The sequence below is a fragment of the Pyxidicoccus sp. M6 genome, from assembly GCF_055568925.1.
Map to the genome: position 1 here is coordinate 9,280,745 of NZ_CM145714.1, position 23,249 is coordinate 9,303,993.

15 protein-coding genes are annotated in these 23,249 nt (G+C 70.9%); 5 read left to right on the forward strand and 10 right to left on the reverse strand.

Annotated features, from left to right (window positions below):
• The first annotated feature begins 32 nt into the window (after positions 1-32).
• On the forward strand, positions 33-377 hold the full coding sequence (locus tag ACVTJA_RS36410) for a hypothetical protein (protein ID WP_465826816.1): 345 nt from the start codon (positions 33-35) through the stop codon (positions 375-377).
• A 6-nt stretch (positions 378-383) separates the two neighbouring features.
• Here ACVTJA_RS36410 and ACVTJA_RS36415 read toward each other — a convergent pair whose 3' ends face one another.
• The 3 genes from ACVTJA_RS36415 to ACVTJA_RS36425 form a co-directional block, all read right to left on the reverse strand.
• A complete protein-coding gene (locus ACVTJA_RS36415; protein ID WP_465826818.1) occupies positions 384-980 on the reverse strand; it encodes a DJ-1/PfpI family protein in 597 nt (198 codons plus the stop codon).
• On the reverse strand, positions 977-2,041 hold the full coding sequence (locus ACVTJA_RS36420) for a GlxA family transcriptional regulator (protein WP_465826820.1): 1,065 nt from the start codon (positions 2,039-2,041) through the stop codon (positions 977-979). Before ACVTJA_RS36420 ends, ACVTJA_RS36415 begins: the two co-directional genes overlap by 4 nt.
• Positions 2,042-2,107: 66 nt before the next feature.
• A complete protein-coding gene (locus ACVTJA_RS36425) occupies positions 2,108-2,707 on the reverse strand; it encodes an RNA methyltransferase (RefSeq protein WP_465826822.1) in 600 nt (199 codons plus the stop codon).
• A 192-nt stretch (positions 2,708-2,899) separates the two neighbouring features.
• Between ACVTJA_RS36425 and ACVTJA_RS36430 the strand changes: the two genes are divergently transcribed.
• Positions 2,900-3,670, forward strand: coding sequence for a hypothetical protein (locus ACVTJA_RS36430; RefSeq protein ID WP_465826825.1), 771 nt, complete (start codon positions 2,900-2,902; stop codon positions 3,668-3,670).
• Positions 3,671-3,775: 105 nt separating this feature from the next.
• Here the strand turns inward: ACVTJA_RS36430 and ACVTJA_RS36435 are convergent, their stop codons facing one another.
• The 5 genes from ACVTJA_RS36435 to ACVTJA_RS36455 are packed head-to-tail and all read right to left on the reverse strand — an operon-like array spanning position 3,776 to position 11,100.
• Positions 3,776-8,182: a pilus assembly protein gene (locus ACVTJA_RS36435; protein WP_465826828.1), complete on the reverse strand. Its 4,407-nt coding sequence runs from the start codon at positions 8,180-8,182 to the stop codon at positions 3,776-3,778.
• Between the two features lie 9 nt (positions 8,183-8,191).
• Complete coding sequence (locus tag ACVTJA_RS36440; protein WP_465826831.1) at positions 8,192-8,701, reverse strand: hypothetical protein; 510 nt, start codon at positions 8,699-8,701, stop codon at positions 8,192-8,194.
• The gene (locus ACVTJA_RS36445; protein ID WP_465826834.1) at positions 8,701-9,894 is read right to left on the reverse strand and encodes a prepilin-type N-terminal cleavage/methylation domain-containing protein; all 1,194 of its coding nucleotides are present in this window, start codon (positions 9,892-9,894) and stop codon (positions 8,701-8,703) included. The genes ACVTJA_RS36440 and ACVTJA_RS36445 overlap by 1 nt, the downstream gene beginning before the upstream one ends.
• A 10-nt stretch (positions 9,895-9,904) precedes the next feature.
• Positions 9,905-10,438 (reverse strand): hypothetical protein, encoded by a 534-nt coding sequence (locus ACVTJA_RS36450; protein ID WP_465826836.1) that lies wholly within the window; start codon positions 10,436-10,438, stop codon positions 9,905-9,907.
• Positions 10,435-11,100: a pilus assembly FimT family protein gene (locus ACVTJA_RS36455; protein ID WP_465826839.1), complete on the reverse strand. Its 666-nt coding sequence runs from the start codon at positions 11,098-11,100 to the stop codon at positions 10,435-10,437. Before ACVTJA_RS36455 ends, ACVTJA_RS36450 begins: the two co-directional genes overlap by 4 nt.
• Positions 11,101-11,571: 471 nt before the next feature.
• Between ACVTJA_RS36455 and ACVTJA_RS36460 the strand changes: the two genes are divergently transcribed.
• From ACVTJA_RS36460 to ACVTJA_RS36470, 3 genes are all read left to right on the forward strand, one after another.
• Positions 11,572-13,419 (forward strand): OmpA family protein, encoded by a 1,848-nt coding sequence (locus ACVTJA_RS36460; RefSeq protein ID WP_465826842.1) that lies wholly within the window; start codon positions 11,572-11,574, stop codon positions 13,417-13,419.
• Between the two features lie 11 nt (positions 13,420-13,430).
• Positions 13,431-17,291 (forward strand): DUF4215 domain-containing protein, encoded by a 3,861-nt coding sequence (locus tag ACVTJA_RS36465; protein WP_465826846.1) that lies wholly within the window; start codon positions 13,431-13,433, stop codon positions 17,289-17,291.
• A 113-nt stretch (positions 17,292-17,404) separates the two neighbouring features.
• Positions 17,405-21,073 (forward strand): protein kinase domain-containing protein, encoded by a 3,669-nt coding sequence (locus ACVTJA_RS36470; protein ID WP_465826849.1) that lies wholly within the window; start codon positions 17,405-17,407, stop codon positions 21,071-21,073.
• Between the two features lie 11 nt (positions 21,074-21,084).
• Here the strand turns inward: ACVTJA_RS36470 and ACVTJA_RS36475 are convergent, their stop codons facing one another.
• Positions 21,085-21,459 (reverse strand): hypothetical protein, encoded by a 375-nt coding sequence (locus ACVTJA_RS36475; protein WP_465826852.1) that lies wholly within the window; start codon positions 21,457-21,459, stop codon positions 21,085-21,087.
• A 158-nt stretch (positions 21,460-21,617) separates the two neighbouring features.
• Positions 21,618-23,243 (reverse strand): sigma 54-interacting transcriptional regulator, encoded by a 1,626-nt coding sequence (locus ACVTJA_RS36480; protein WP_465826856.1) that lies wholly within the window; start codon positions 23,241-23,243, stop codon positions 21,618-21,620.
• Positions 23,244-23,249 lie beyond the last annotated feature (6 nt).

The following is a 23,249-nucleotide window of genomic DNA, read 5'->3' on the forward strand; positions in this document are numbered from 1 at the left end:
GGGAGGGTAGCGGATGTTATCCTCCCCCGTCGATGGACCCATTCGTTCGGCGCCTCGTGGAGAGGCTCCATGACCCCAGCAAGCCCCTGTCGAGAAATCGGCACTTCCACACCTTCGACACCCCCGAGGGTCGACTGGCGCTCAAGGTGTTCCGCCGGCTGCGTAGCCTGCGCAACGACATCCTCGCATGTCAGGCCGAGGGCCGCCGCGCGCGCATCTCACGCCAGCTCAGTCCATCAGGTGACTATCGCATCGAGCTGCTCATGGACCGTCTGTCCGGTCGGCGGGTGTCCATGCTCCAGGCGGCGGAGTTCGAGCTGCTCGCCGCCCTGCCCGGCGTGCGTGATGCGCTGGAGATTCTGGACGTCGCGGCGTAGTGCGGCTCAGGCCTCCGCCGCGTACGGCGGCGCGGGCTCGTATTGGATGTAGCGCTGGACCTGTCGCGCGAAGGCCGGGTCCCAGAGCTGTCCCACCAGCCACAGGGACATGTCGATTCCGGCGGACACTCCCGCCGAGGAGACGACGTTGCCATCGCGGACGTAGCGGATGCCGTCGAGCACGGTGACGTTGCCCCGGGCGCGCAGCTCCTCCACGGCGCTCCAGTGCGTCGTCATGCGGCGGCCGGTGGCCAGCCCCGCCGCGTGCAGCAGGAAGGCACCGGTGCAGACGCTGGTGTTCCACCTCGTCTCGGCGCCCTTCGCGCGGAGCCACGCGAGCATCTTCTCGTCGTGCATCTCCCGCTTGCGGCCGTCGCCTCCGGGCGCGAGCAGCACGTCGAGGCGCGGAGCGTCCGCGAAGCTGCCGTGGGGAATGACGCGCAGGCTCTTGGCGCTGGTGATGGCGTTGCCGTCCTTCGAATAGGTACGGACGTCGATGTCGAGCTCGGGGCGGAGCTGCGCGGCCGCGGCGAAGACCTCCCACGGGCCGGCGTAGTCGAGCTCCTCTGCTCCATCGAACAGCACGATTCCGATGCGGGTCATGTGCGGTGTCTCCTGTCTTCAGCGGCGTGGAAGCGCTCGCGGTAGGCGGTGGGGCTGATGTGCAACAGGCGGGTGAAGGCGCGGCGCATGGACTCGGAGGTGCCGAAGCCCAGGCGCTCGGCGATGGCGTCCACGCCGTCGGTGGTGTCTTCGAGGGCGCGGCGCGCGGCCTCCACGCGCACCTGCTCCACGAAGCGGGCGGGAGGACACCCGACCTCGGCGGTGAATGCGCGGCGGAAGTGGCGCTCGCTCATCGCGGCGCGGCGGGCCAGCGCGGGGATGCGCAGGTCCTCTCCGGGATGGTCCGCCATCCATGCCTGGAGGTCGCGCAGGGGCTCGCGCTCGGCCGTCTGCGTGGAGAGCTGCACGCTGAACTGCGACTGACCTCCAGGGCGGCGGAGGAAGAGGACCAGCTCTCGGGCCACGGCCATGGCCACGTCCCGGCCGCAGTCCTCCTCCACGAGCGCCAGCGCGAGGTCCATGCCCGAGGTGACTCCGGCGGAGGTGTAGACGTGGCCATCGCGGATGAAGATGGGGTCCTCTTCCACTCTGACGCGTGGATGGAGGCGCGCGAGCTGTTCGCACTCGCTCCAGTGGGTGACGGCACGGCGGCCGTCGAGGAGTCCGGCGGCGGCGAGCACGAAGGCGCCGGTGCAGACGGAGGCGAGCCGTCGGACACGCGAGGCCTGCGCCTTCACCCAGGCGAGGACGTTCTTGTCCTCCGCTACGTGGCGCACGCCCCTGCCTCCCGAAATGAGGAGCGTGTCGATGGGGGCTCGCGTGCTCCGACGCGGAATCACCGCGTCCGCGACGAGGCGCAGACCCGAGGATGAGCACAGCACGGGGCCGTGCGCGCTGAGGAGCTCCAGGGTGTAGCGGTCCCCGGTGGCGCCGTGCTCCTCCCGGAGCAGGCGGGACGCGCGGCCGAAGACCTCCAGCGGGCCGGTGATGTCGAGGATCTGCGCGTCATCGAACGCGAGCAGCGCGATGCGCAGGGGCGTGCCCCGGGTTCCGGAACGCGCGGACGCGGTGGACCGTGGGCGCTGGGGAGGTTGCTTCATGCGAGGCACTGTGCGCCCCTTCGCCCCATGGCCGCAAGGACGCGGAGCCCACGCTTTCGGCCATGCTCAGAACACCCACGGTCCGAGGCCAGCCGGCGCGCCTCCGCACGCCTCGCGCAGCCTCGCGAGCGCGTCCTCGTAGGACAGTGTCATGGCGTCATCCCGCAGCTCCGGCGAGGCCCACGTCCTCCACGAGCGCAGCACGGCGACATGGTGCCCGTCCTCCTCCTGGGCCTCGGAGAACTGCACGAGGAGCCGCTCCTGCAGCGTCTGGCGGGCCTTGGTCCATGGCCCCTCCTTGTGGAGCCGCACCTCGCCATCCCGCTCCACGGCCGTCAGCAGCTCACGGGCCTCCGTGGACAGTCCCACCAGCGACGCTCGGCGGCGCGAGGGCTCCATGGCAACGCGGTACACGGAAGGCCACAGTGTGTGGTCCACGAAGGCGACCTTCCCCTCCACCAGCCGCACCGCGAGCACGTCCGGCGAGGCCCTCAACATCCGCCCCAGCCGGTACGCGAGCCGGCCCTTGGCGTGCTCCCGCCAGCTCCCGCTGGGACACCCTCCCAGCACCTTCTCCACCAGCGAGGCGGGCCCGTGCGTGGGAACCTCCGTGATGAGGTGGTGCGTGTGCACCAACTCCACCGCGTCGTTCAGCGTGCGAATCAACCGTCCTCCTTCGCCGGCGCGCCGTACGGGCCGGCCTGTCTGGAAGATGGTCATCCCGCGCGGACGGTGATGCGGGCGCTGCCTCGCAAGGCCGCCGCCCTCGTCGCTTTTCTAATGCTTGCCGCCAACTCCCCTCTCGGACGCTTTTCAGGAGTCAGGGACAGGCAGGCGGGGGAGCCCTATTTTTCCTCCATGCCCCTACTCCCTCGACTTCACCTCTTCGAGTTCGTCGACCAGTCGTGGCTGCCCAAACCGATACGCAGTGGCGAGGTCGACTACCTGCGCATCGTGCTCGACCGCATGCGGCCCTATGACAGCGTGGCGCCCCAGCTCGCGGAGCTGCTCCGCGCCGCGGGCACGAACCAGATCATCGACCTCTGCTCCGGGGCGGGAGGCCCATGGCGAACCCTGCTCCCGGCGCTGCAGGCCGTGCATGGCCAGGCCGAGGTGATGCTCACCGACCTCCATCCCACCCCGGGCCAGGAGCTGCCTGCCGGCGCGCGCTACCACCACACGCCGGTCGACGCGATTCGCATCCCGGCGGAGCTGAAGGGGGTGCGCACCATCTTCGAGGGGCTACACCACTTCCGACCGGAGCAGGCCCGCGCGCTCCTCGCGGATGCCGCCGCGCGCGAGGTCCCCATCGCCGCCTTCGAGCTCACCCAGCGCTCGCTGGTGTCCATCCTCTTCCAGCTCCTGCTCATCATTCCCCTCGTGTGGGTCTTCACCCTGCTCATCCGTCCGGTGCGCGGGTGGCGCCTGGTCCTCACCTACCTGGTGCCCGTCCTTCCCCTGGTCATCCTCTGGGATGGCATCGTGTCGTCGCTGCGGACCTATGCGCCGACGGACCTCGAAAAGCTGACGGCGGGGCTCGGCACCGACGGGTACCGCTGGACGAGCGGGGTCCATCGCCAGAAGGGCATGGCCATCACCTACGTCGTCGGGCAGCCCGTCCGCCCGTAGGGATTGCGACTCGACTCCCTCGGGACAGGCACTGGCGCGCGAGCCGGACGGCTCGAACGGTCTCCGTCCTGAGCGGGCCCGGGAGCACGCCCCCGGGCCGCCGAGCTACTCGCAGCGGCCCTCCGTCCCGTCCGCCGTCGTCGCGTGCCGGCACGCATGCAGCGCCGGAGGCACATCCAGCGAATAGATGAGCTGCACCACGTCCTGACTGCTCTGCACGTTGACGCTCTGGGCCTGCGGCGCCCCCGGGTCGAACGAGTCGAGGCTGTAGCGAATCTGCCCCTGCGCGTTGATGCTCACCTTCGGCGTCGGCTCGGCGGGAGGCGTAATCACGGTGCGGGTCAGCGAGCGGACATAGGTGCCATCCGCCTGCTTGAACGAGTCCGCGCAGTCCGCCGCGCCGGTGAAGATGTTCGCCTGGTAGATGCGCGCCTGGTTCGTCCCGCCCACCGCGCACGTCGAGACCGCGTTCGGCTGGAACTCCAGTGAGTTCCACAGCACACAGCTCGCGAGCACCCCCGAGCCGCTCGCGGTGCGCTCCGCCATCGCCCCGTACTCCAGCCGCCACCCTTCCGAGCTCGGCGCCGCCGTGCCGCCGTCCGTCACGTCCACCAGTCGCGCCTCGCGCAGCCGGTTCGAGTCGAACGCCGCCGCGCCCGTGTCATCCGAGAACTCGCGCGTCACCGTCCCGCCGTCCGCCTGGGTGACGGACTTCCCGTAGCTCCAGAAGCCGTAGTACCGGTTCCTGTTCACCCCGGTGCCCGTGAAGGTGCCCACCGTGGCCGTGTCGAAGACGCCGCCGCCCTCGGACGCCATGTCCTCGGTGCAGCCGTAGCCGCCGTCCATGTTCTCGCACGTCACGCTCTTGTACTTGAGCACCTTCGGCGATGAGAGACCCGCGCAGTTGTTGACGGCGTCCACCTGCCTGCCCGTGAACGAGGCGCACGTGGAGCCCGTCCCTGACGTCGTCGTCTCCGTCACCGAGGACACCTTGGCCCCCGACAGCGTGGTGGTCGTGGAGTAGCTCCGGTCCCCCGTGTCGATGGTGAGATTGCTCACCCACGTGCACGAGTACTTGCCGCAGGCATAGGGGTTGTCCACCCGGCACTCACCGGCATTCGTGTCACGGACGTTGTAGCGGTCTCCCGTGCCGAGGAACGTGCGCAACTGGCCCGTCATCGGGTCGATGCTGTTCGACGGAAGGAAGAAGAACGAGTTGCGTTCCTTCAGGTCCAGGTCCGAGCCGCCGCCCTGCTCGAAGGTGCGCGCCATGCGCCAGTTGTCCATCAGCCCGTCGCCGTTCGTGTCCTGGCCCGGCTCGTTGAAGCGCAGCACGTGCACCTGTCCGCCGGTGTCCGCGACGATGGCCGTGTCGAAGAAGCCGTCCTGGTTGGCGCCCTGCCCGCCGTAGTCGATGAGGCCCATCGGCGCGGCGATGGGGAACTTCAGCGTCAGCCCCTTGCCCGCCGCCGGGTCATACTGCCGCTTGAAGAGCAGCGAGCCCGTGAAGACGTCGAGCACGTAGACGCCGCGCCCCTTGTTGAGGTTCGGGTCGTAACCGCCCTGCAGGAACACCGTCCAGCGCTCCTCCGTGGGCACCGCCGCCGTCGCCGGGGGGACGAGGCGCGGGACGCCACCCGCGCCGCTCGTGCGCAGCAGCACCGGGCCGATGGGCGGCGCCTTCGGGCTCAGGCTCATCCACGTCTCGCCAATCTCCGCCGCCTCGGGCGAGCAGGGCTGCGGGAAGAGCCAGCGGAACCGCGGCTCTCGCGGGCTCGTGACGTCCAGCGCGAAGTAGTGGTTGCCGCCCCGGCGCTCGCTGAAGACGGCCAGGGTGTGGAACTCGTCCGCGTCCTTCTGGCCGGGGTTGGTGGCGGAGTCCGCCCAGATGTCGCGGACCATGATGTCGCCGTCCACGAAGTAGTGGTGCCGGCCCTCGAGGTTGATGCGGAACTTCAGCTTCGCCAGCTGGTCCGGCGGAATGAAGGCCCACAGCTCCTCGCCCGTGCCCACGTCGTGCGTCTCCGGGAAGCGGTTCGCGGCCGAGGGCGCCGGCACGGACGTCAGCGGACTGCCCGCCTGGAACGCGTGCACCATGCCGTCGTTGGCGCCCACCAGGACGACGCGCTCGCGCGACAGGCCGTCCTGCCGGTACTTCTCGTAGGCGTCCACCGTCGACGTGCCGGAGGGATAGCCCGTCAACGGCGTGGCCCCCACGGGGAGCTGCTTCACGTACAGCGTGTTGACGCACTGGGTATGCAGGCCCAGGTCGCAGAGGAAGGGCTCCACCGGGTTCGACACCAGCGCGGGCGACGAGTGGAAGACGTCGCCGAGCAGCCACTCGCGGTCGTCGTTCCGGTCCAGGTCTCCGTCCTCGTCCAGCACGTCCTTGCCGCGCACGTAGCGGATGAGGTACCTGCCGCAGTCCCGCTTGCTCAGGGAGCTCAGTGCCAGCGACGTCTGGATGATGCCGCACACGGGCGAGCCCTCCAGCGCGAGGTACGGCAGCAGCCGGTCCACGTTGGCCTCGGTGAACTCGATGCGCGCGTCACCCGAGTCCAGCTTGCCGTCCGGCCCGCCGCTGCCGTTGGAGGACGCGGTGTCGACGACGGTGTAGATGAGCCGGTTGTCCGAGCCCTTCTGGACGAGCTTCTCGCCCGCCTCCCAGTGCGGCGTGGCCACCTGGGTGGAGCCCTTGCGCCGGAAGACGCCGTCGTCATCCTCGATGACGATGTTGTTGTTCACGTCGGTGATGAACACGTCGTCCAGGTCATCCGGGTCCTCCTCGCTGGCGTTCTTGTTCACGCCCTCGACGAACTCGCTGAACAGGTTCCAGCGGTAGAGGAAGCCGCGCCAGTCGCCGGTGCGGTTGGGGCGGAAGCGCGGGACGATGCCCGTGCCGCCGGAGTTCACCTGGAACGAGGACACGGCCGCGCTGGCGAAGGACGTGGCCCGCCGCGACATCTGCGTGAGCATGGAGTCCAGGCCGGTCTCCAGCTTTGAGTACTCGTCCGCGAGGTAGAAGTCGCCACCGCCCTCCTCCGCGATGCGGCGGAGGATGTTCATGCGCTGCGCGCTGTTGCTGCCCACTCCGATGACGTACGTCTGGACGGTGTTGTCCCCCGGGAAGGCGGACGCGACGCTCAGGTCCGTGCGGTCCAGGAAGCCCGCCACGTCATCCGCCAGGTCCGAGGGGCACGTGCCCGAGGGCGTCCGTGGCAGGCCGCCGCCCAGCACCACCGAGCGGCCCGCGGAGATGTAGTCCTCCCCGTCGCCCTCCGTGTGGGAGACCCCCGTGGGGTCCAGGCAGGCCGCGCTCGTCGCCTGCGTGCAGGGGCTCGGCAGCCTCCAGCCGCCCGAGCCGTCGGGCTGGGGCGCGCAGAAGGGAATGGCATCGTCGCCGCGGCCATCCGACAGCAGGGCCACGAAGTGCTTGTCGCAGTCGCGGCAGAGGTTGCCCTTGTCGTTCATCTTCTGCACGTTGCTGTCGTAGAAGAGCTGGTTGGCGCCGCCGTACCAGCGCCCCGAGTCCGCGTGGAACTCGCCCATGTTGAACAGCACCTCGGAGAGGGGGTTGCTGTCGAGGGTGAAGGGGACGGAGTCGACGCCGTTGGAGAAGGAGTTGGTGGGCGTGCCGCTGCCGCCGCACGAGGGGCGGAAGGCCTCCCTGATGACGGCGCCGCGGTCATCGTTGTTGCTGACCACGGAGATGCGGAAGCGGGAGATGCGCGGGTCGCCCATCAGCCGCTTCAGCGCCAGCCGCAGCATCACGAAGCGCGGCGGGTAGAAGTTGAGGAAGTTGCCGGAGAAAACGCCCGCCTGCGTATTCGTCAGCAGGCTGCGCCCGTTGTCCGGCGCGGTGGGCAGGTTGGGATTGAGGTAGTAGCCCCGCGTGGCGAGGCACGTGTTGCACTCCGTCTGCTGCGTCGCCGTCAGGCCGGAGAGGCCGGAGCAGGCCGTGGTGACGCTGCCGGAGGGCGCTGGCGAGGCGCCGCGGTACGTCCAGGTGAGGAACCGGTAGTAGCTCGTGCCAATGAAGAGCTGGTCCACCGCGTTGGTGTTCACCGTGCTCGGGGAGTAGACCACCTCCGGGCGCGGGTAGCCGCGCGTCGACTGGTAGCGCCCCGAGAGCGCTGTGTTCCTCGGGTAGAAGTAGTTGAGGTTGTTGAGGTACGCGTTGTTGCAGCCGGTGGCGGACGGGTCATCCGGGGAGCGGCCATCCGCGCTGCCCAGGATGCGAATCTCGTACATGGACAGCGGGAACTCGAGCATCCGCCTCCGGTTCATCAGCACGAAGGCGATGGTGGCGTCGCCTCCCGCGGCCTGCCGGAAGAAGGTGTTGTCCTCGCCCGAGGGCGGGTTGAGGTACGCGCTGAGCGCGCTCGAGGCCGTCAGGCAGCATGAGGCGTCCGAGCCGGACTGGGCGCTCGCGTGCGGAGCCACCAGCAGTCCGCCGGCCAGGGCCACCACCGCCGCCCACGCGACGACGCGTGCGTTGTTCTCTCGTGACACGGGCGTCTCCTAGATTCCGAAGCGGACGAGCATCTCCATCTCGTGCTGCCGGCCGCCCCGGCCCGTGCACTCGACGGCGATGCGGTAGTACTGGCCGCCGAGCACCGCGGGGCCGACGAGGTTCGTCACGTCGCGCGCCTGCCGGCCGGTGGAGCCCACGCCCTTGAGCACCACCTCCACCGGCTCCACCGTCACGCCCGCGCCACCGTCGGCCGCGGCGGGCGGCGCGCCGACGTGGCCCGTGCCGTAGGTGGAGCGGGTGGACGTGAGGACCGAGTCCGGGAGCTGCTCGCTGAAGCGAATCTCCGTGGGGCGCACGCCCACGGTGCGCAGGCGGGCCAGCACGTTGGCGCGCGCCGTCTCCGCGCAGGCGCGCACCTCCGCCTCCTGGGTGAAGGCGTGGGCCGCCTCGCGCTCGCGCCCGGTGAACTGGATGCCCAGCACCGCGAGCACCGCGAGGATGGTCATGACGATGAGAACGAGCAGCAGCGCGGAGCCGCGGGCAGAGCGGGAGTGCATCAGCTTCCTCCCCCCGACTTCACCTGCACCGGGGCGAACTCGGAGCGGGACAACATGTTGCGGATGGCGACCTGGGTGGTGATGACGCTGCGGTAGAAGTCGTCCGGGACGGTGGCCGCCGGCCGGTTCTCCACCGCGGGCCGCGCGCCGCGCCGGCCCACCGGGCGCGTGGAGCGGATGACGAGCGTGAGGCGCACGCTCCGGATGTTGGCCGGGTGCCCGCTGAAGCGGTTGCCGTCGAGGTATGCGTCGGTGAAGGCGGGCGCGGTGGCGGCCGGGTTCGGCTGCTCGGCGGCCGAGTCACCGAGAATCCAGTTGGCGTCCGCGTCGGGCGCCGTCACCGTCGTCGTGGGGGCCGCGGCGCCCTCGGGCCGGTTCATCAGCCACGCCACCTGGAAGTCCTCCACGTCCGCGGCCAGCGGCGTGACGTTCTGCAGCTCGTTGGTGGTGAGCACCCGCGCGCCGTCCCAGGGTGTGGAGTCCCTCGGCTCGGGGAAGCGGTCCGTGGTGGTGTTGAAGGCGCCGCGGGTGCCGGGCACCACCTCCAGCCCCTGGTCCAGCAGGAGGTACGCGCGGACGCGGCCGCCCTCATTCACGTCCGCGACGAAGAAGCGGTAGCGGTCCACCTTGAGGACGTAGGGCGCGTCCGTGCAGGTGGGCACATTCTGGCGCGGAAAGGCGCCGGACGCGCTGAACAGCGACACCGTGGCCAGGCCCGTCATGCCGCTCACGGTGACGTAGGCGCTGCCGCTGCCCGTGGGGCAGATGAGCAGCAGCACCTGCCCGGGCTTGAGAGGGTTGGCGAGCGGCGCGTCCAGCGTGAGGGTGGTGCCGCCCGTCATGGTGCCGCGGCGGTTGAAGCCCGGCGCGCGGGTGAAGAAGACCAGCTCGTCCGGCGCGGTGTTGGAGTCGCGTGGGATGACGTCGCCCACCTTGCCGAAGTCGAAGGCGAAGCGCGGGTCCACGCCGAAGCCGGCCATGCGCAGCCGGCGCTCGATATAGGAGACGCTGGTGCGGTTGGCGGACACCACCTCGCGCATGCGGGCGCTCAAGTCATACGCCCGCGTCTGGTGGATGACCACCGCCACCACCGCGGCCGACAGCAGCGAGACGATGACCAGCGTGACGAGCAACTCCACCAGGGTGAGGCCGCGGCGCGCACGGGCGCGGGGACGGGACATCAGGGAGCGCATCGCGCACGCCTCACAGCCCCGGCACCGGCGCGTTGTTGCCCGCCGGGTCGTAGACCATCGTGTGGAGCACCACCTGGCGCCACCGGCCGCCCTCCGGCCAGGACACCACCGCGCTCACCAGCAGCCCGAGCTGCGTGGTGCCGTCCATCAGCGGCCGCAGCGCGACGTGTCGGCGGAAGGTGGTGTTGTCGAGCGCGCGCGTGGAGCTGGGGGCCGCCGTACCGGACACGGCCGCCATGTCCAGCTCGTACGCGCTCCAGTCCGGCTCGGAGAGGAAGGCGCCGCTCTCCAGCACCCGGCTGTCGTTGCCCGGGCTGTTGCTGAGGCGGGTGTCCGAGTAGTTCCACCGGGACAGGGTGTCCGCGATGTCACGCGCGAGCGCCGTGGCCTGGTTCTGCTTCACCGCGTACGCGTTCTGCTGAAAGGAGACGAGGTCCGCGGACAGCAGGCCGAGCATGCCGAACAGCAGCGCGGCCGTGGCCACCATCGCCTCGACGAGAGTCGTGCCTCGCTGGGAGGCAGGGGAGCGGAGCGAGCGCCTCACGGCCGGGTCACCCGCGAGAAGCCGGTGGCGGGCGCGACGGCGAGCGCACCCCGTTGGTTGTCGCTCGACAGCGTCACCACGCCGGCGTTGAGGTTGGACACGGTGACGCCGTTGCCGTCCACCAGGCGCACCTCGCCGTTGGCCTGGAAGACGATGGCGCCGCGCAGGCCGGCCGGGCCGTTCGTGCAGAAGTTGCAGGTGGCCGCGGCGCCAGAGAACGGCGCGTTGAGCGAGAAGCCGTCGCTCGGCCTGAGCGCGAGCTGCACGCGGCCGCGGTAGGGCTCGGCGCCGTACCACGTCCTGTTCAGCAGCTCGTCGCCCGCCTCGGGCGCGGTGGCCAGCGTCCCGTCGTCATTGACGGCGAGCGAGCCGAGCATGAGGTCGCGGTCGAAGTCCTCGTAGACGAGCACGCCGCCCTTCGCCCGGGTGGTGGTCCCCGCCGACGTCGGGACGATGACGACCCACACGTCACCGCCGCGCGACCAGGCGCGGGCCTGCGCCTGCGCCAGCGTGGCCTGGAGGTCATCCAGCGCGCCCATGACGTCCATGCGCGGCTGCATCCGCGACAGCGTGGTGACGGAGAGGCTCGCGAGGATGCCGACGATGGCGATGACCACCATGATTTCCAGCAGCGTGAATCCCGACGCGCGTTGCCGGCCCATCGTCTCCTCCTGGCGCGAAGAAGCACCGCACCGGGGGGACCCTGCCCACCATTCGAATGGCCACATGCGGGGCCGCGAATTTGCCGGAGTGTGAAAAGCCGAGATTCGCGCCGGGTTGACCTTCACCCACCTGCCCGTAGATGAAATCCGGCCTGTGGGTGGACCTGAGCGACACGGCGTGTCGCGAGCATTCGCGAAGACCCCGGAAGTCCGCTCGAAATGGGTGGAAATCGACGCCCCGATCCGCGAAGAGGCTGACGCGTCAACACTTCACCGTGTGTCTGGCCCTGGGTTCTTTGACACGTCAGGAATCCACCGGCGTGCGCCCGGGGCCGGGCTGAACAGAGCGAGCCTCCCTCTGAGAGCGTGTGCGCTGAGCCCATGGCTCGGTGCGTGCACAGGGGCCGCGAACCCCATTCGGGTCGATGGACGCGTGCACCAGAGGGGGGCACGCGAGACGTGGAGGAAGCCGTGTTTCTACGTAGGAATCATTTCTGGCTCGGGGGACTGGCGGTCCTCTGGGCATCCAGTGTCCAGGCGCAGGCGCAGCGCATCCCCAGCGTGGAGCTGGAGCGCCTGCAGCTCAACCCCGCGGCGAAGGACAGCCTCGTGCTGTCCACCGGCGACTTGCTGGACAAGGGCGAGTACCGCCTCGCCTTCACCGCGCATTACGAGAACGAGCCGTTGGTGCTGCTGGAGAACGACCAGCGGCAGGGCGTCATCGTCACGGACCGCGTGACGGTGCACCTGTCCGGCGCGTACGCCGTCACCGACTGGTTGGAGTTGGGCGCGCAGGTGCCCGTGGTGGCCCAGTGGGGCCCGGACACCTCGTCACTGGGCGTGGCCACGCCGGAGACGGCGGCCCTGGGCACCCCGTGGCTGCAGGCGCGCGCGGGCATCCTCTCCGAGCGCAACGACGGGCCGCTAGACCTCGGCGTGCACCTGGGCGTGGCGCTTCCGCTGGGCAGCGCCGAGACGCTGACCAAGGACGACGGCTTCGTCTTCACGCCGCGCCTGGGCGCGGGCAAGTCGCTCGGCGGCACCTGGCGCGTGGGCGCGGACGTGGGCGCGCTGGTGCGCACCAAGACGTATGCGCTCTCTCCCAACACGCAGCCGGTGCGTGACGAGATGGGCGTGGAGATGAACGGCGGCGTCAACCTCTCCGCCGGCCTCTTCGGCCTCAAGGAGGAGTTGGTGGTCCGCGGCACCCTGCCGGTGGCGGACGCGCCGGAGTCCCTCGAGGTGCTGCTCGGCCTGCGCGCGCCCACCAGCAACGGCTCCGAGGTGTACCTCATGGGCGGCCCCGGCTTCGGCCAGACGCCCGGCACCCCCAACTTCCGCGTGCTCGCGGGCATCACCTTCGGCACGGACTCCAACACGGCGCGCCGCTGTGTCGAGGGCCAGCCCTACGAGGTCTCCCAGTGTCCCGACCTGGACGCGGACGGCGACGGCGTGAAGAACGTCGCGGACCGCTGCCCGTCCACCAAGGGCCTCGCCCAACTCAACGGCTGCGCGGACGGCGACGATGACAGCGACGGCATCCTCAACCTCGCGGACCGCTGCGCCTCCCAGCCGGAGAACACGAACGGCTTCGAGGACGAGGACGGCTGCCCGGACGACCCGGACACCGACAAGGACGGCATCGCCGACTCCAAGGACTCCTGCCCGAAGGAGGCGGAGGACAAGGACGGCTTCGCGGACGAGAACGGCTGCCCTGATTTGGACAACGACTCGGACGGCATCGCCGACGCGCGTGACGCCTGCATGAACGAGGCGGGCCCGAAGGAGAACCGTGGCTGCCCGGACAAGGACCGCGACGGCGACACCATCGTGGACCGACTGGACAACTGCCCGGACGAGCCCGGCACCGTGAAGAACAACGGCTGCAAGGAGAAGCAGCTCGCGCAGATTGGCGAGGGGCAGATCCGCATCGTGGAGAACGTCTACTTCGAGAACAACAAGGACGTCATCGCCCCGCGCAGCTACAAGCTGCTCGACAACGTGGCGAGCATCCTCGCCTCGCACCCCGAGGTCGAGAAGCTGCGCATCGAGGGCCACACCGACAACACCGGTAGCCCCGAGTACAACCTCGACCTGTCCCAGCGCCGCGCCGAGGCGGTGGTGAAGTACCTCGTCGACAAGAAGGTGGCGCGCGAGCGCCTGGAGTCGAAGGGCTTCGGTCCGGAGAAGCCCATCGCGGACAACAAGACCAAGGAAGGCCGCGCGAAGAACCGCCGCGTGGAGTTCCACATCGTCGGCGATGCCGAGGGCGTGACGACCCAGCAGGGCAGCCCCTCCGCCGACACCACCGAGAAGTGAGGCCAGCTTCCATGAATACCCGAACCCTCTTCAAGGCGGCGGCACTGGCGCTCGCGCTGGTGTCCACCCTGACGGGCTGCGAGGCGGATGTCCCGCAGCAGTCGTCTACCAACCCCCCCGTGCTGGTCAGCCAGGCGTCGTCCCTCGTGGGCGACGGCCGGCTCCAGCCCAACGAACAGTGCGACGACGGCAACACGACGTCCGGTGACGGCTGTTCCGCCACCGGCACCATCGAGGCCGGCTACCTCTGTCATGTCCCCGGCCGGGCCTGCTCGCTGGCGAGCCTGTGCGGCAACGACGTCATCAACCCCGGCGAGGCCTGCGACGACGGCAACACCACCGCGGAGGCCAACGGCTGCTCCGCCACCTGTGATTTGTCGCTGTGCGGCAACGGCGCCTTCAACAACCGCCCGTGGCCCAACTTCGACCAGGAAATCTGCGACGACGGAAACCGCTTCGAGGGCGACGGCTGCAGCCGCCAGTGCGAGGTGGAGCCCGGCTTCGCCTGCGCGGGCAGCCCCAGCCGCTGCGTGCTGGCGGGCGTGACGGTGTTCAACACCGGCGTGGACCAGAACAACCGCCGCCTGGAGACCGGCGCGGACCCGCACTGGTTCTACGCGGTCACCAACACGGGCGCCGCCACCGACGTGCGCGACGCGCAGGACTGGCCGCAGGAAATCCAGACGGCGCGCTACATGCGGGCGCCCCTGGGTGAGAACACCTGCGTGTACCAGGACTTCCTCGTCCCCTCGACGACGAACGTCGCCAACTTCCGCCTGCGCATCGCCACGTTCAACGACAACGCCTTCAACGGCGCGCGTGTGAATGGCGCCTCCTTCACGCCCACCGTGGTGAACGACCCGGGCGGCCAGCCCTGGCAGAAGAACATCTTCCGCGAGTTCGGCACCACCGCGCCCTGGCGCACGGGCCTCAACCGCATCGAGCTGTGCAACGACAACGAGCAGACGGAGCCCAACGCGTTCCGCTACCTCTTCGTGGACGCGTACGACGACCGCTGCGGCGACGGCAAGGTGTCCCCGCGCGAGGACTGCGACGACGCCAACACCACCAACGGCGACGGCTGCAGCGCCACCTGCGGCATCGAGCCGGGCTACGGCTGCGCGGGCCAGCCCAGTTCCTGCGCCCGGACGTGTGGCAACGGCCTGCTGAACCCCGGTGAGCAGTGCGACGACGGCAACGCCAACAACGGCGACGGCTGCAACGCGAGCTGCCGCGTCGAGGCTGGCCATGCCTGCCCCACCCCGGGCCAGGCCTGCGTGGCGACGTGCGGCAACGGCACCGTCAACGCGGGTGAGCAGTGCGACGACGGCAACACCAACGGCTCGGACGGCTGCTCCGCGGCGTGCCGCATCGAGCGCGGCTACGAGTGCGTGGGCACCAGCCCCTCCGTGTGCTCCCCGCTGTGCGGCAACGGTGCGCTGAACCCCGGCGAGCTGTGCGACGACGGCAACACCCGCTCGAACGACGGCTGCTCCATCGCCTGCACCCTGGAGCTGGGCTACTCCTGCCCCACTCCGGGCCAGGCCTGCACGCAGACGTGCGGCAACGGCACCGTCAACCCCGGTGAGCAGTGCGATGACGGCAATGTGAACCCGGGCGATGGCTGCGCCACCGAGTGCCGCGTCGAGCCGGGCTACGCGTGCAGCATCCCCGCCTCGGGCCGTTCCGTGTGCAGCCTGACGTGCGGCGACGGCAACCTCGACGACAACGAGACGTGCGACGACAACAACACCGCCAGCGGCGACGGCTGCAGCCAGGGCTGCCGCGTGGAGCCGGGCTACGGCTGCTCGGGTGAGCCCAGCGCCTGCCAGACCCTCTGCGGCGACGGCATCCTCGCGGGCAGCGAGAAGTGCGACGACGGCAACACCCGCTCGGACGACGGCTGCAACGCGACCTGCACCGTGGTGGAGCCGCCCTACACGTGCCCCACCCCGGGCCAGGCCTGCGTGCTCACGTGCGGCAACGGCACCCTCCAGGCCGGCGAGCAGTGCGACGACGGAAACAAGACCAGCAACGATGGGTGCAGCAGCACCTGCGCCCAGGAGAGCGGCTACTCGTGCAACGGCCAGCCCAGCGTCTGCAGCACCTCGTGCGGTGACGGCGTCGTCGCGGGCACCGAGGTGTGCGACGACGGCAACCTGAACAGCGGCGACACCTGCTCGCCGCGCTGCCTGTGGGAGGTTGGCCAGACGTGCTCGGCGTCGGGTGTCTGCGACAGCGGCTACTGCAACCCCAACACCAACCGCTGCGCTGTCCTCACCAACTGCGGCAACGGCAGCCTGGACGAGGGCGAGCTGTGCGATGACGGCAACACCGCCAACGGCGACGGCTGCAATGCGACGTGCTCCACCATCGAGGCGGGCTATAGCTGCAGCGGCAGTCCGTCGGTGTGCGCGGTGACGTGCGGCGACGGCGTCAAGGCGGCCTCCGAGGCGTGCGACGACGGCAACACCACGGCGGGCGACGGCTGCGGCGCCACCTGCACCATCGAGAGTGGCCATGGCTGCCAGAACACGGGGGTGCGCAGCTTCTTCACCCGCCTGGGCCGCAGCCAGTGCACGCAGGTGACGGACATCAACGCCCCCGTCATGCCGGACAGCGCCATCCAGGCCGCGCTGACCGTCCCGGGCCGCTACCGCATGCACTACGTGTCCGGCGCCGTCAGCTACTCGGGCACCACGAAGTGGTACCCCGGCATCTTCGGCGTCAATGCCAACCCGGGCTCCGGCGTGCAGGTCTTCTCGCAGGGCTTCGTCACGGACAACGGCACCGTCGCTGCCACGCGCGCCGCCGCCATGACGCTGGGCTTCCCGCTGTCGCGCGACTTCGACGCGGCCACGGGCGAAGTGCGCCTGGCCCTGGTGGACATCAACTGCCCCTCGCTCGACAACACCGATACGGCGGTGACGTACCGCGTGGACGCGCTGTCCATCTGCCAGCTCTACCCCGTGCTCACCCAGCCGAGCCCGGGCGGCAGCTCGGGTCCGGACATCGGCGGCACCGGCACTCCGGGCGCCACCATCAACGTCTACGTCGACGGCGGCACCACGCCGGCCTGCACCGCCGTGGTGGACAACACCGGCCACTGGACGTGCGCGCTGACGGGCGTGCCCGCGGGGCAACATGAGCTGGTGCTCACCTCCACCACGCTGAGCGCCACGGAGACGGCCCCGGCCGTCACCGTCACCATCAGGAGCAACGACACCACCGCGCCCCCGGCGCCGGTCATCACCGGTCCGGTCAACGGCTCGGTGACGAACGACTCGACGCCGACGATTTCGGGCACGGCGGAGGCGGGCACCACGGTGACGGTGCGCGAGGGCACCACGGTGCTGTGCACGGCCACCGTCAGCGACACCGGCGCGTGGAGCTGCGTGCCGGCCTCGCCCCTGGCGGACGGCGCCCACACCGTGACGGCCACCGCCACCGACGCGGCGGGCAACACCAGCCCGGCCTCGGCCCCGGACAGCTTCACCGTCGACACGCAGGCACCGGACACCAGCATCCCGCGTGGCCCGGGCCCCCGCACCAACGACGGTGATGCCTCGTTCGAGTACGACTCCACCGAGGACGGCGTGGACTACGAGTGCAGCCTGGACGGCGCCGCATATGTCCCCTGCGAGGACAGCTACGACGTCGGCGTGGGCGACCACACCCTGCGCGTGCGCTCCATTGACGAGGCGGGCAACGTGGACGCCTCGCCCGCCGTCTACAACTGGACGGTGGAGCAGATTACCCGCGCCTTCGCGGGTGGCGGCTGCAGCGCGGCGCCGGCCTCGTCCGGCCTCGCCCTGCTGGCCCTGCTCGGCCTGCGCCGTCGTAGCCGCCGCTCGGACGCGGCGAGGAAGTAACGGTTGAGACCGCCGGGAGGTCCACCTCCCCTCACCGGGCCCTACTCCCCCTGGGCCCGAAGGACCTCCCGGCGGGCCTCCCGCTGCACCGGGGCAGCCCGTATGCTGCTCCGGTGCACGCGGTGGGACGGTTGAACGAGGTATTCGAGGAGGAGCTGCTCCTCGCCCTGGACGAGGGGCTGGTTTCCCACGAGGAGGCCTCCGCCCTGCGGGAGGAGGCGCTCCGTCTGGAGCGTGGCCCCCTGCAGTTGCTGAAGGAGCGCGGGCGGCTCACGGAGCACACCCTGTCCCTGCTGCGTGAGGAGCTGACACCCCGGGGCCAAGGAGATTCGGTGAGCACGGACAGCGGCGGCGTCCGGCCCGAGGAGGCCGACACGCTGACGCCGCCCACTCCCGGTCGCTCCGGCGAGGCGGGTGTGCCGGGCGCGGCGTCCCTGCCCGACTTCCCGGTGCCGGAGTGGGAGCGCTACCAGCCGGTGCGCTTCCTCGGCCAGGGTGGCATGGGGCAGGTGTTCCTCGCGTATGACCCGATGCTGCGGCGCAACGTGGCGCTCAAGTTCGTGCGCGGCGCGCACCCGGAGCAGGCGCGGCGCTTCCTCTCCGAGGCCCGCGCCCAGGCGCGCGTGCGGCACGAGCGCGTGTGCGAGGTGTACGAGGTCGGCGAGGTGCGCGGCCGCGGCTACATCGCCATGCGGTACGTGGACGGGCGGACGCTGGGACAGCTCGCGTCCACGCTGACGCTGGAGCAGAAGGTGCTGGTGCTGCGCCAGGCCGCGGAAGGAGTGCACGCGGCCCACCGCGCCGGCCTCATCCACCGCGACATCAAGCCCGGCAACATCCTGGTGGAGCGCACCGAGGACGGGGGCCTTTCGCCCTTCGTCATGGACTTCGGCCTGGCGCGCGAGGTGCGCGACGACGGCGGGGCCTCGCACGCGGTGCTGGGCACGCCGCACTACATGGCGCCGGAGCAGGCCCGGGGCGAGGTGTCCCGGCTCGACAGGCGCGTGGACGTCTACGCCCTGGGCGCCACGCTGTACCTGCTGCTCACCGGGCGCACGCCCTTCCCCGGCGACACGGAGGAGGAGGTCCTCAAGCGCATCCAGACGGAGGAGCCCCAGCCGCCTCGCTCGCTGGACGCGGACATCCCGGAGGACCTGGAGGCCATCGTCCTCAAGTGCCTGGAGAAGGAGCGGCCGGCCCGCTACGACTCGGCGCGCGCGCTGGCGGAGGACTTGGAGCGCTTCCTCTCCGGCGAGCCGGTGCAGGCGCGGCGCGGCGTGGGCTACCGCCTGCGCAAGAAGGCCCGCAAGCACCGGGTGGCGCTGGCGCTGGGCGCGGCCGCGCTGACGGTGGTGACGCTGGCGGTGGGGCAGACGGTGCTGGCGCGGAGCGAGGTGGCCGCGCGCGAGCGGCTGGCCCGCCGCTTCACCGAGCGCGTGGAGCGAATCGAGGCGTCGGCGCGCTACTCCGCGCTGTCACCGCTGCACGACACGCGCGAGGACCGCAAGGCGCTGCGCGCGAGCATGGACGCGCTGGAGGCCGAGGTGCGCGAGGCCGGACCGCAGGCGCAGGGCCCCGGTCAGTACGCGCTGGGACGCGCGCTGCTCGTGCTGGATGACCGGGACGAGGCACGCAAGCGGCTCGAGGCCGCGTGGGCCTCGGGCTACCGCGAGCCGCGCGTGGCCTGGGCACTGGCGTGGGTGCTGGGAGAGCAGTACCGCGAGCAGCTCCTGGTGGATGTGGAGCGGCGCAATCCCGAGCAGCGGGAAGCCCGCCGCAAGGAGCTGGAGCAGCGGTACAGGGACCCGGCGCTCGCGTACCTCCGCCAGGCGGAAGGGCCCGACGTCCCAGCGCCGCCGCTCTACGTGCGGGCGCTGTTCGCCTTCTATGAGGGCCGGTACGAGGAGGCGCTGTCGGACCTGGATGCCATGGGCCGCGCGCAGCCATGGTTCTACGAGGCACCGCTGCTGCGGGGCGACGCGCTCCTCGCGAGGGCCACTCACAAGTGGAACCTGGGAGACACCGCCGGCTCGCGGGAGGACCTGGACGCCGGCCGTCGGGCCTACGCCACCGCCATCACCACCGCGGACAGCCACCCCTCCGCGCACTACGCGCTGGGCCGGCTGGAGCTGGACGCGCTCATCATGGAGCTGTACGGCGAGGGCAACACCCTGCCCCACTACGAGCGTGGGCTGGAGTCCATGTCGCGCGCGCTCCAGGCCGCGCCGGATGACTTCCGGCCACTGCTGGGCAGGGCGCGGCTGCACCGCCGGCTCGCGGAGCAACACTCCCTGAAAGGGGAGCCCGACACGGAGCAACTGCTCCAGAAGGCCATCGACGCGGCGCTCGACGCGCAGGCGGTGGCGCCTCCCGCAGCCCGCGTGCCGCTGGAGCTGGCCATCTCCTACCGGTTGTGGGCGCGACACCGGCAGCGCCAGGGGCTGGACCCTCGCGAGCAGCTCCGGCAGTCCATCGAGGCCTGCGAACGCCTTCGCCCCGAGGAGCGCGACTACACCTACCACGCCAACCTCGGCGTGACGCACCTGGTCTGGGCGGACTACGAGGCCGAGCATGGAGGGGACCCGTTGGAGCACCTCGACCGGGCCATCGAGGCGCAACGCGCGGCCATCGCCCTGCGGGAGCAGCAGGCCGATGCGTGGATCAACCTGGGCTCGGCGCTGGGCAAGCGGGCCGCGCTCCCTCGCGCGCCGGATGCCCCGGGAGACCTGGCCCGGGCGAGGGATGCGCTCGAGCGGGCCCTGGCCCTCAATCCACGCAACGTCGCGGCCTGCTTCCAGGGAGCGGACGTGTCCGAGCAGCTCGCGCGCTGGCACTGGGACCGGGGCGAGGACCCGGGGCCCGACCTCGAGAAGGCGCTCGCGCTCTACCGCCAGGGACTGGAGGTCAACGCAAAGCTCCCGCCGCTGCACCACGGCCTGGGCTCGGTGCTGCTGTGGCAGGCGGAGCTGCGCTGGGACGAAGGAGGAGCCCCCGAGCCCCTCCTCGCCGCGGCCCAGCAGTCCTTCGAACAGGCGCGGGCGGTGGCCCCCCAGCAGGCCTATGCCTACAACAACCTGGGCGAAGTCGCGGCCCTGCGCGCCACGTTCGCGCTCGCGCGCCGCGAGGACCCGGGCCGGAGCGTCCGCGCCGCCGTGGAGTCCTACCAGCAGGCGCTCGGGCTGATGTCCGATGACGCCGACGTCTGGACCAGCCTCGCGCGCGTGCACGCGCTGGATGCGGCGTGGGCGGTGGAGAGCGGAAGGGAGCCAGGACGCGACGTGGCCCGGGCCGAGCAGGCGCTGGCGCGCGCGCAGGCGCTCAACCCTCGCATGGGCCATGTGTGGCGCTACCTGGCCGAGGTGCGCGGCATCCGGGCCCGGTGGTTGGCGCGGCTCGGGACGGCGCGGGACGCGGACTTCGAGACAGCGGAGGAGGCCTTCCAGCAGGCGCTGGAACTGGCCCCCACGAAGCTGGAGTACCGGCTGGCCGCCGGGCACCTCCAGCGCGAGTGGGCGGAGTGGAAGGCGCGCCAGGGCGGAGACGCGACTCCGATGCTGCGGCGAGGCCTGGAGCTGGCGGAGCACGTGCTGGCCGCGCGGCCCACGTGGGCCCGGGCGCAGGTGCTTCACGCCAGCGTGCTGCTGGCCCTGGATGAAACGCGGAGAGACGAGGCGCGGAAGGAGCTGGAGGGGGCACTCGCGTCCAATCCGCACCTCGTCCCCGCGTGGCAGGGCCTGCTCGCTCCGTCACCGGAGCGGTTGGCGGGCCCTTCCACACCCTGAGTCGCTCAGGGCTACTTCTTCTTGTCCTTCGGCGGCTCCGGCGTCACGTCGATGCCGCCCTTCTTCACCTCCAGCTCGCCACCCAGCTTCGCCTTTACCCCGTCCTGCCCGCGCACGGTGCTGTCGAAGATGGTCACCGTGAAGTCGTACTCACGCGTGATGGCGTTCGTGGCGACGGTCTCCAGCTTCGACGACGTCGTCAGGGAGGTGCCGTTCAGGTAGTAGGGAGGCTGCGCACTGAAGGGGCAGCCGTTGTCGAAATCGATTTCGGCCTCGTAGGGGACGTTGTCGAGTTTGAACGTCACCTGGTCGCCAGGATGGACGTCGGGGCTGGGGTCGTAGCGGAGGTCTGCGTTTCTCTCGATGGTGATGGTGATGTGGCCCATGTGCCTTGGCTCCTCCCCTCAGGGGGCTTGAAGGACGTTGTCCGCGTGGGATTGCAGGCAGCGTACCAACGCCGTCCTCCTCTGGAGCCAGGGTGTCCCGTGCGCGCGGGTTGCCCATTGGACACGTCATCCGGTGCGTCAGGCCCGGTCTTGACGTGTCACGAGCCGAGGCCCAGCTCGCGCACGCGGCGCTGCAGCGCGCGCTTGGAGACCTCGAGCCGCTGCACCATCTGGTCGAGGTCTCCCCCGCACTCGTGGAAGCAGCGGGTGATTTCCTCCGGGCTCAAGTCACGCGCGGTGCGGATGAGCGAGCTCTTGTCGATGAGCAGGTACACGGAGGGGCGGGGAATCCCCAGCCAGTCCGCGGTGGCCTTGAGGTCCCATGAGCACGCGCGCAGGGCCTCCAGCAGCTCCTGCTCGCCCACCTCGGAGGGCTTGCGCCGGGCCGCCTTGGCCTCGGCTGCCTCTGGCGCGGGTGCCTCGGGCACTGGTGTGGCCACGGCGGTGCCGGGCACGGGCAGCGCGTCCGCGTCGAGCGTCTGCTCCAGGCGCGGGTCGACGCGCAGGCGCGGCATTCCGCGGCTGCCGATGACGAGCTGCCGCGCGACATTGCGCAACTGCCGCACGTTGCCGGGCCACGCGTAGCGCACCAGCCGCACGGCCAGGTCCGCGGGCAGCCAGGGGTGCGCGCGGGCTTCCGAGGATGACAGCCGCCCTGCCTCGCCCGTGGCCTCCAGCTCCTGCCGGGCGAAGTGGAGGAAGAGCGGGCCGATGTCCTCGCGGCGCGCGCGCAGCGGAGGCATCTGGATTTCGAAGCCGGCGAGACGGTGGAGCAGCGGAGCCTTGAAGAGGCGCTGCTGGATGCGCGCCTCCAGGTCGGCGTCGGTGGCGGAGACGAGCCGCACGTCGACGCGCACGGGCTCATGGCCGCCCACCGGAATCACCTCGCCGGACTCCAGCACGCGCAGGAGCGCGGCCTGCACCTCGGGCGGGGCCTCGCCCACCTCGTCGAGGAAGAGCGTGCCTCCGTGCGCGGCGCGGACGAAGCCCTCGCGGTCCCTCGTGGCGCCGGTGAAGGCGCCGCGCTGGGCGCCGAACAGCTCGGCCGACACGAGCTCCTTCGCGAGCGCGCCCAGGTTGACGCTGACGAAGGGGCCGTCACGGCGCGGGCCGCGCTCGTGGATGGCGCGCGCCACCAGTTCCTTGCCCGTGCCCGTCTCGCCGCGGATGAGCACGGGGATGTTCAGGTCGGCGACGCGGGCGATGTCGTCGCGCACCTGGCGGATGCCCTCGCCCTGCCCCACGATGCCCAGGTCCTCCTCCGAGCCGGAGGCCTTGGTGCCGGAGGCGTCGGCGTTGAAGGTCCGATGGAGCAGCAGCACCACGCGGTCGGCGAGCACCAGCGGCACGCCGACGGAGAGCTCCTCGGCGGAGAACTCGCGGTCACCGGTGAGCGGCTCCCAGGCCACGCGCACCTGCGTGGAGTCCTCGGGCACGTGCAGCCGCACGCCGCCCCGAGGCGTGGGGACGAGGCGCACGGGCGTGCGGCTGATGAACGGGTCCCCCAGGGGCATGGACAGCAGGCCGCCGGGACGTACGAAGTCCGGCGCGTTGCGGGACAGCGCCACGGGGACGAGCGACTCCAGGAGCAGCCGGTCTCCCACGCGCTGGAGCTGCGGATGGGCCACCACCGTCAGCACCGGCACGCCGTGCGCGGACGGCGACAACCGGGACGTGTCCCGTCCCGGAGGCGTCGACATGTCGGCGGGGTGCTTCGGCTCCATGGGCAT

What these genes read in the sequence shown, in the direction of transcription:
- ACVTJA_RS36410 (WP_465826816.1), top strand. Translation starts at nt 33, where the DNA reads ATGGACCCATTCGTTCGGCGCCTCGTGGAGAGGCTCCATGACCCCAGC.
- ACVTJA_RS36415 (WP_465826818.1), bottom strand. Translation starts at nt 980, where the DNA reads ATGACCCGCATCGGAATCGTGCTGTTCGATGGAGCAGAGGAGCTCGAC.
- ACVTJA_RS36420 (WP_465826820.1), bottom strand. Translation starts at nt 2,041, where the DNA reads ATGAAGCAACCTCCCCAGCGCCCACGGTCCACCGCGTCCGCGCGTTCC.
- ACVTJA_RS36430 (WP_465826825.1), top strand. Translation starts at nt 2,900, where the DNA reads ATGCCCCTACTCCCTCGACTTCACCTCTTCGAGTTCGTCGACCAGTCG.
- ACVTJA_RS36440 (WP_465826831.1), bottom strand. Translation starts at nt 8,701, where the DNA reads ATGCACTCCCGCTCTGCCCGCGGCTCCGCGCTGCTGCTCGTTCTCATC.
- ACVTJA_RS36445 (WP_465826834.1), bottom strand. Translation starts at nt 9,894, where the DNA reads ATGCGCTCCCTGATGTCCCGTCCCCGCGCCCGTGCGCGCCGCGGCCTC.
- ACVTJA_RS36455 (WP_465826839.1), bottom strand. Translation starts at nt 11,100, where the DNA reads ATGGGCCGGCAACGCGCGTCGGGATTCACGCTGCTGGAAATCATGGTG.
- ACVTJA_RS36465 (WP_465826846.1), top strand. Translation starts at nt 13,431, where the DNA reads ATGAATACCCGAACCCTCTTCAAGGCGGCGGCACTGGCGCTCGCGCTG.
- ACVTJA_RS36475 (WP_465826852.1), bottom strand. Translation starts at nt 21,459, where the DNA reads ATGGGCCACATCACCATCACCATCGAGAGAAACGCAGACCTCCGCTAC.
- ACVTJA_RS36480 (WP_465826856.1), bottom strand. Translation starts at nt 23,243, where the DNA reads ATGGAGCCGAAGCACCCCGCCGACATGTCGACGCCTCCGGGACGGGAC.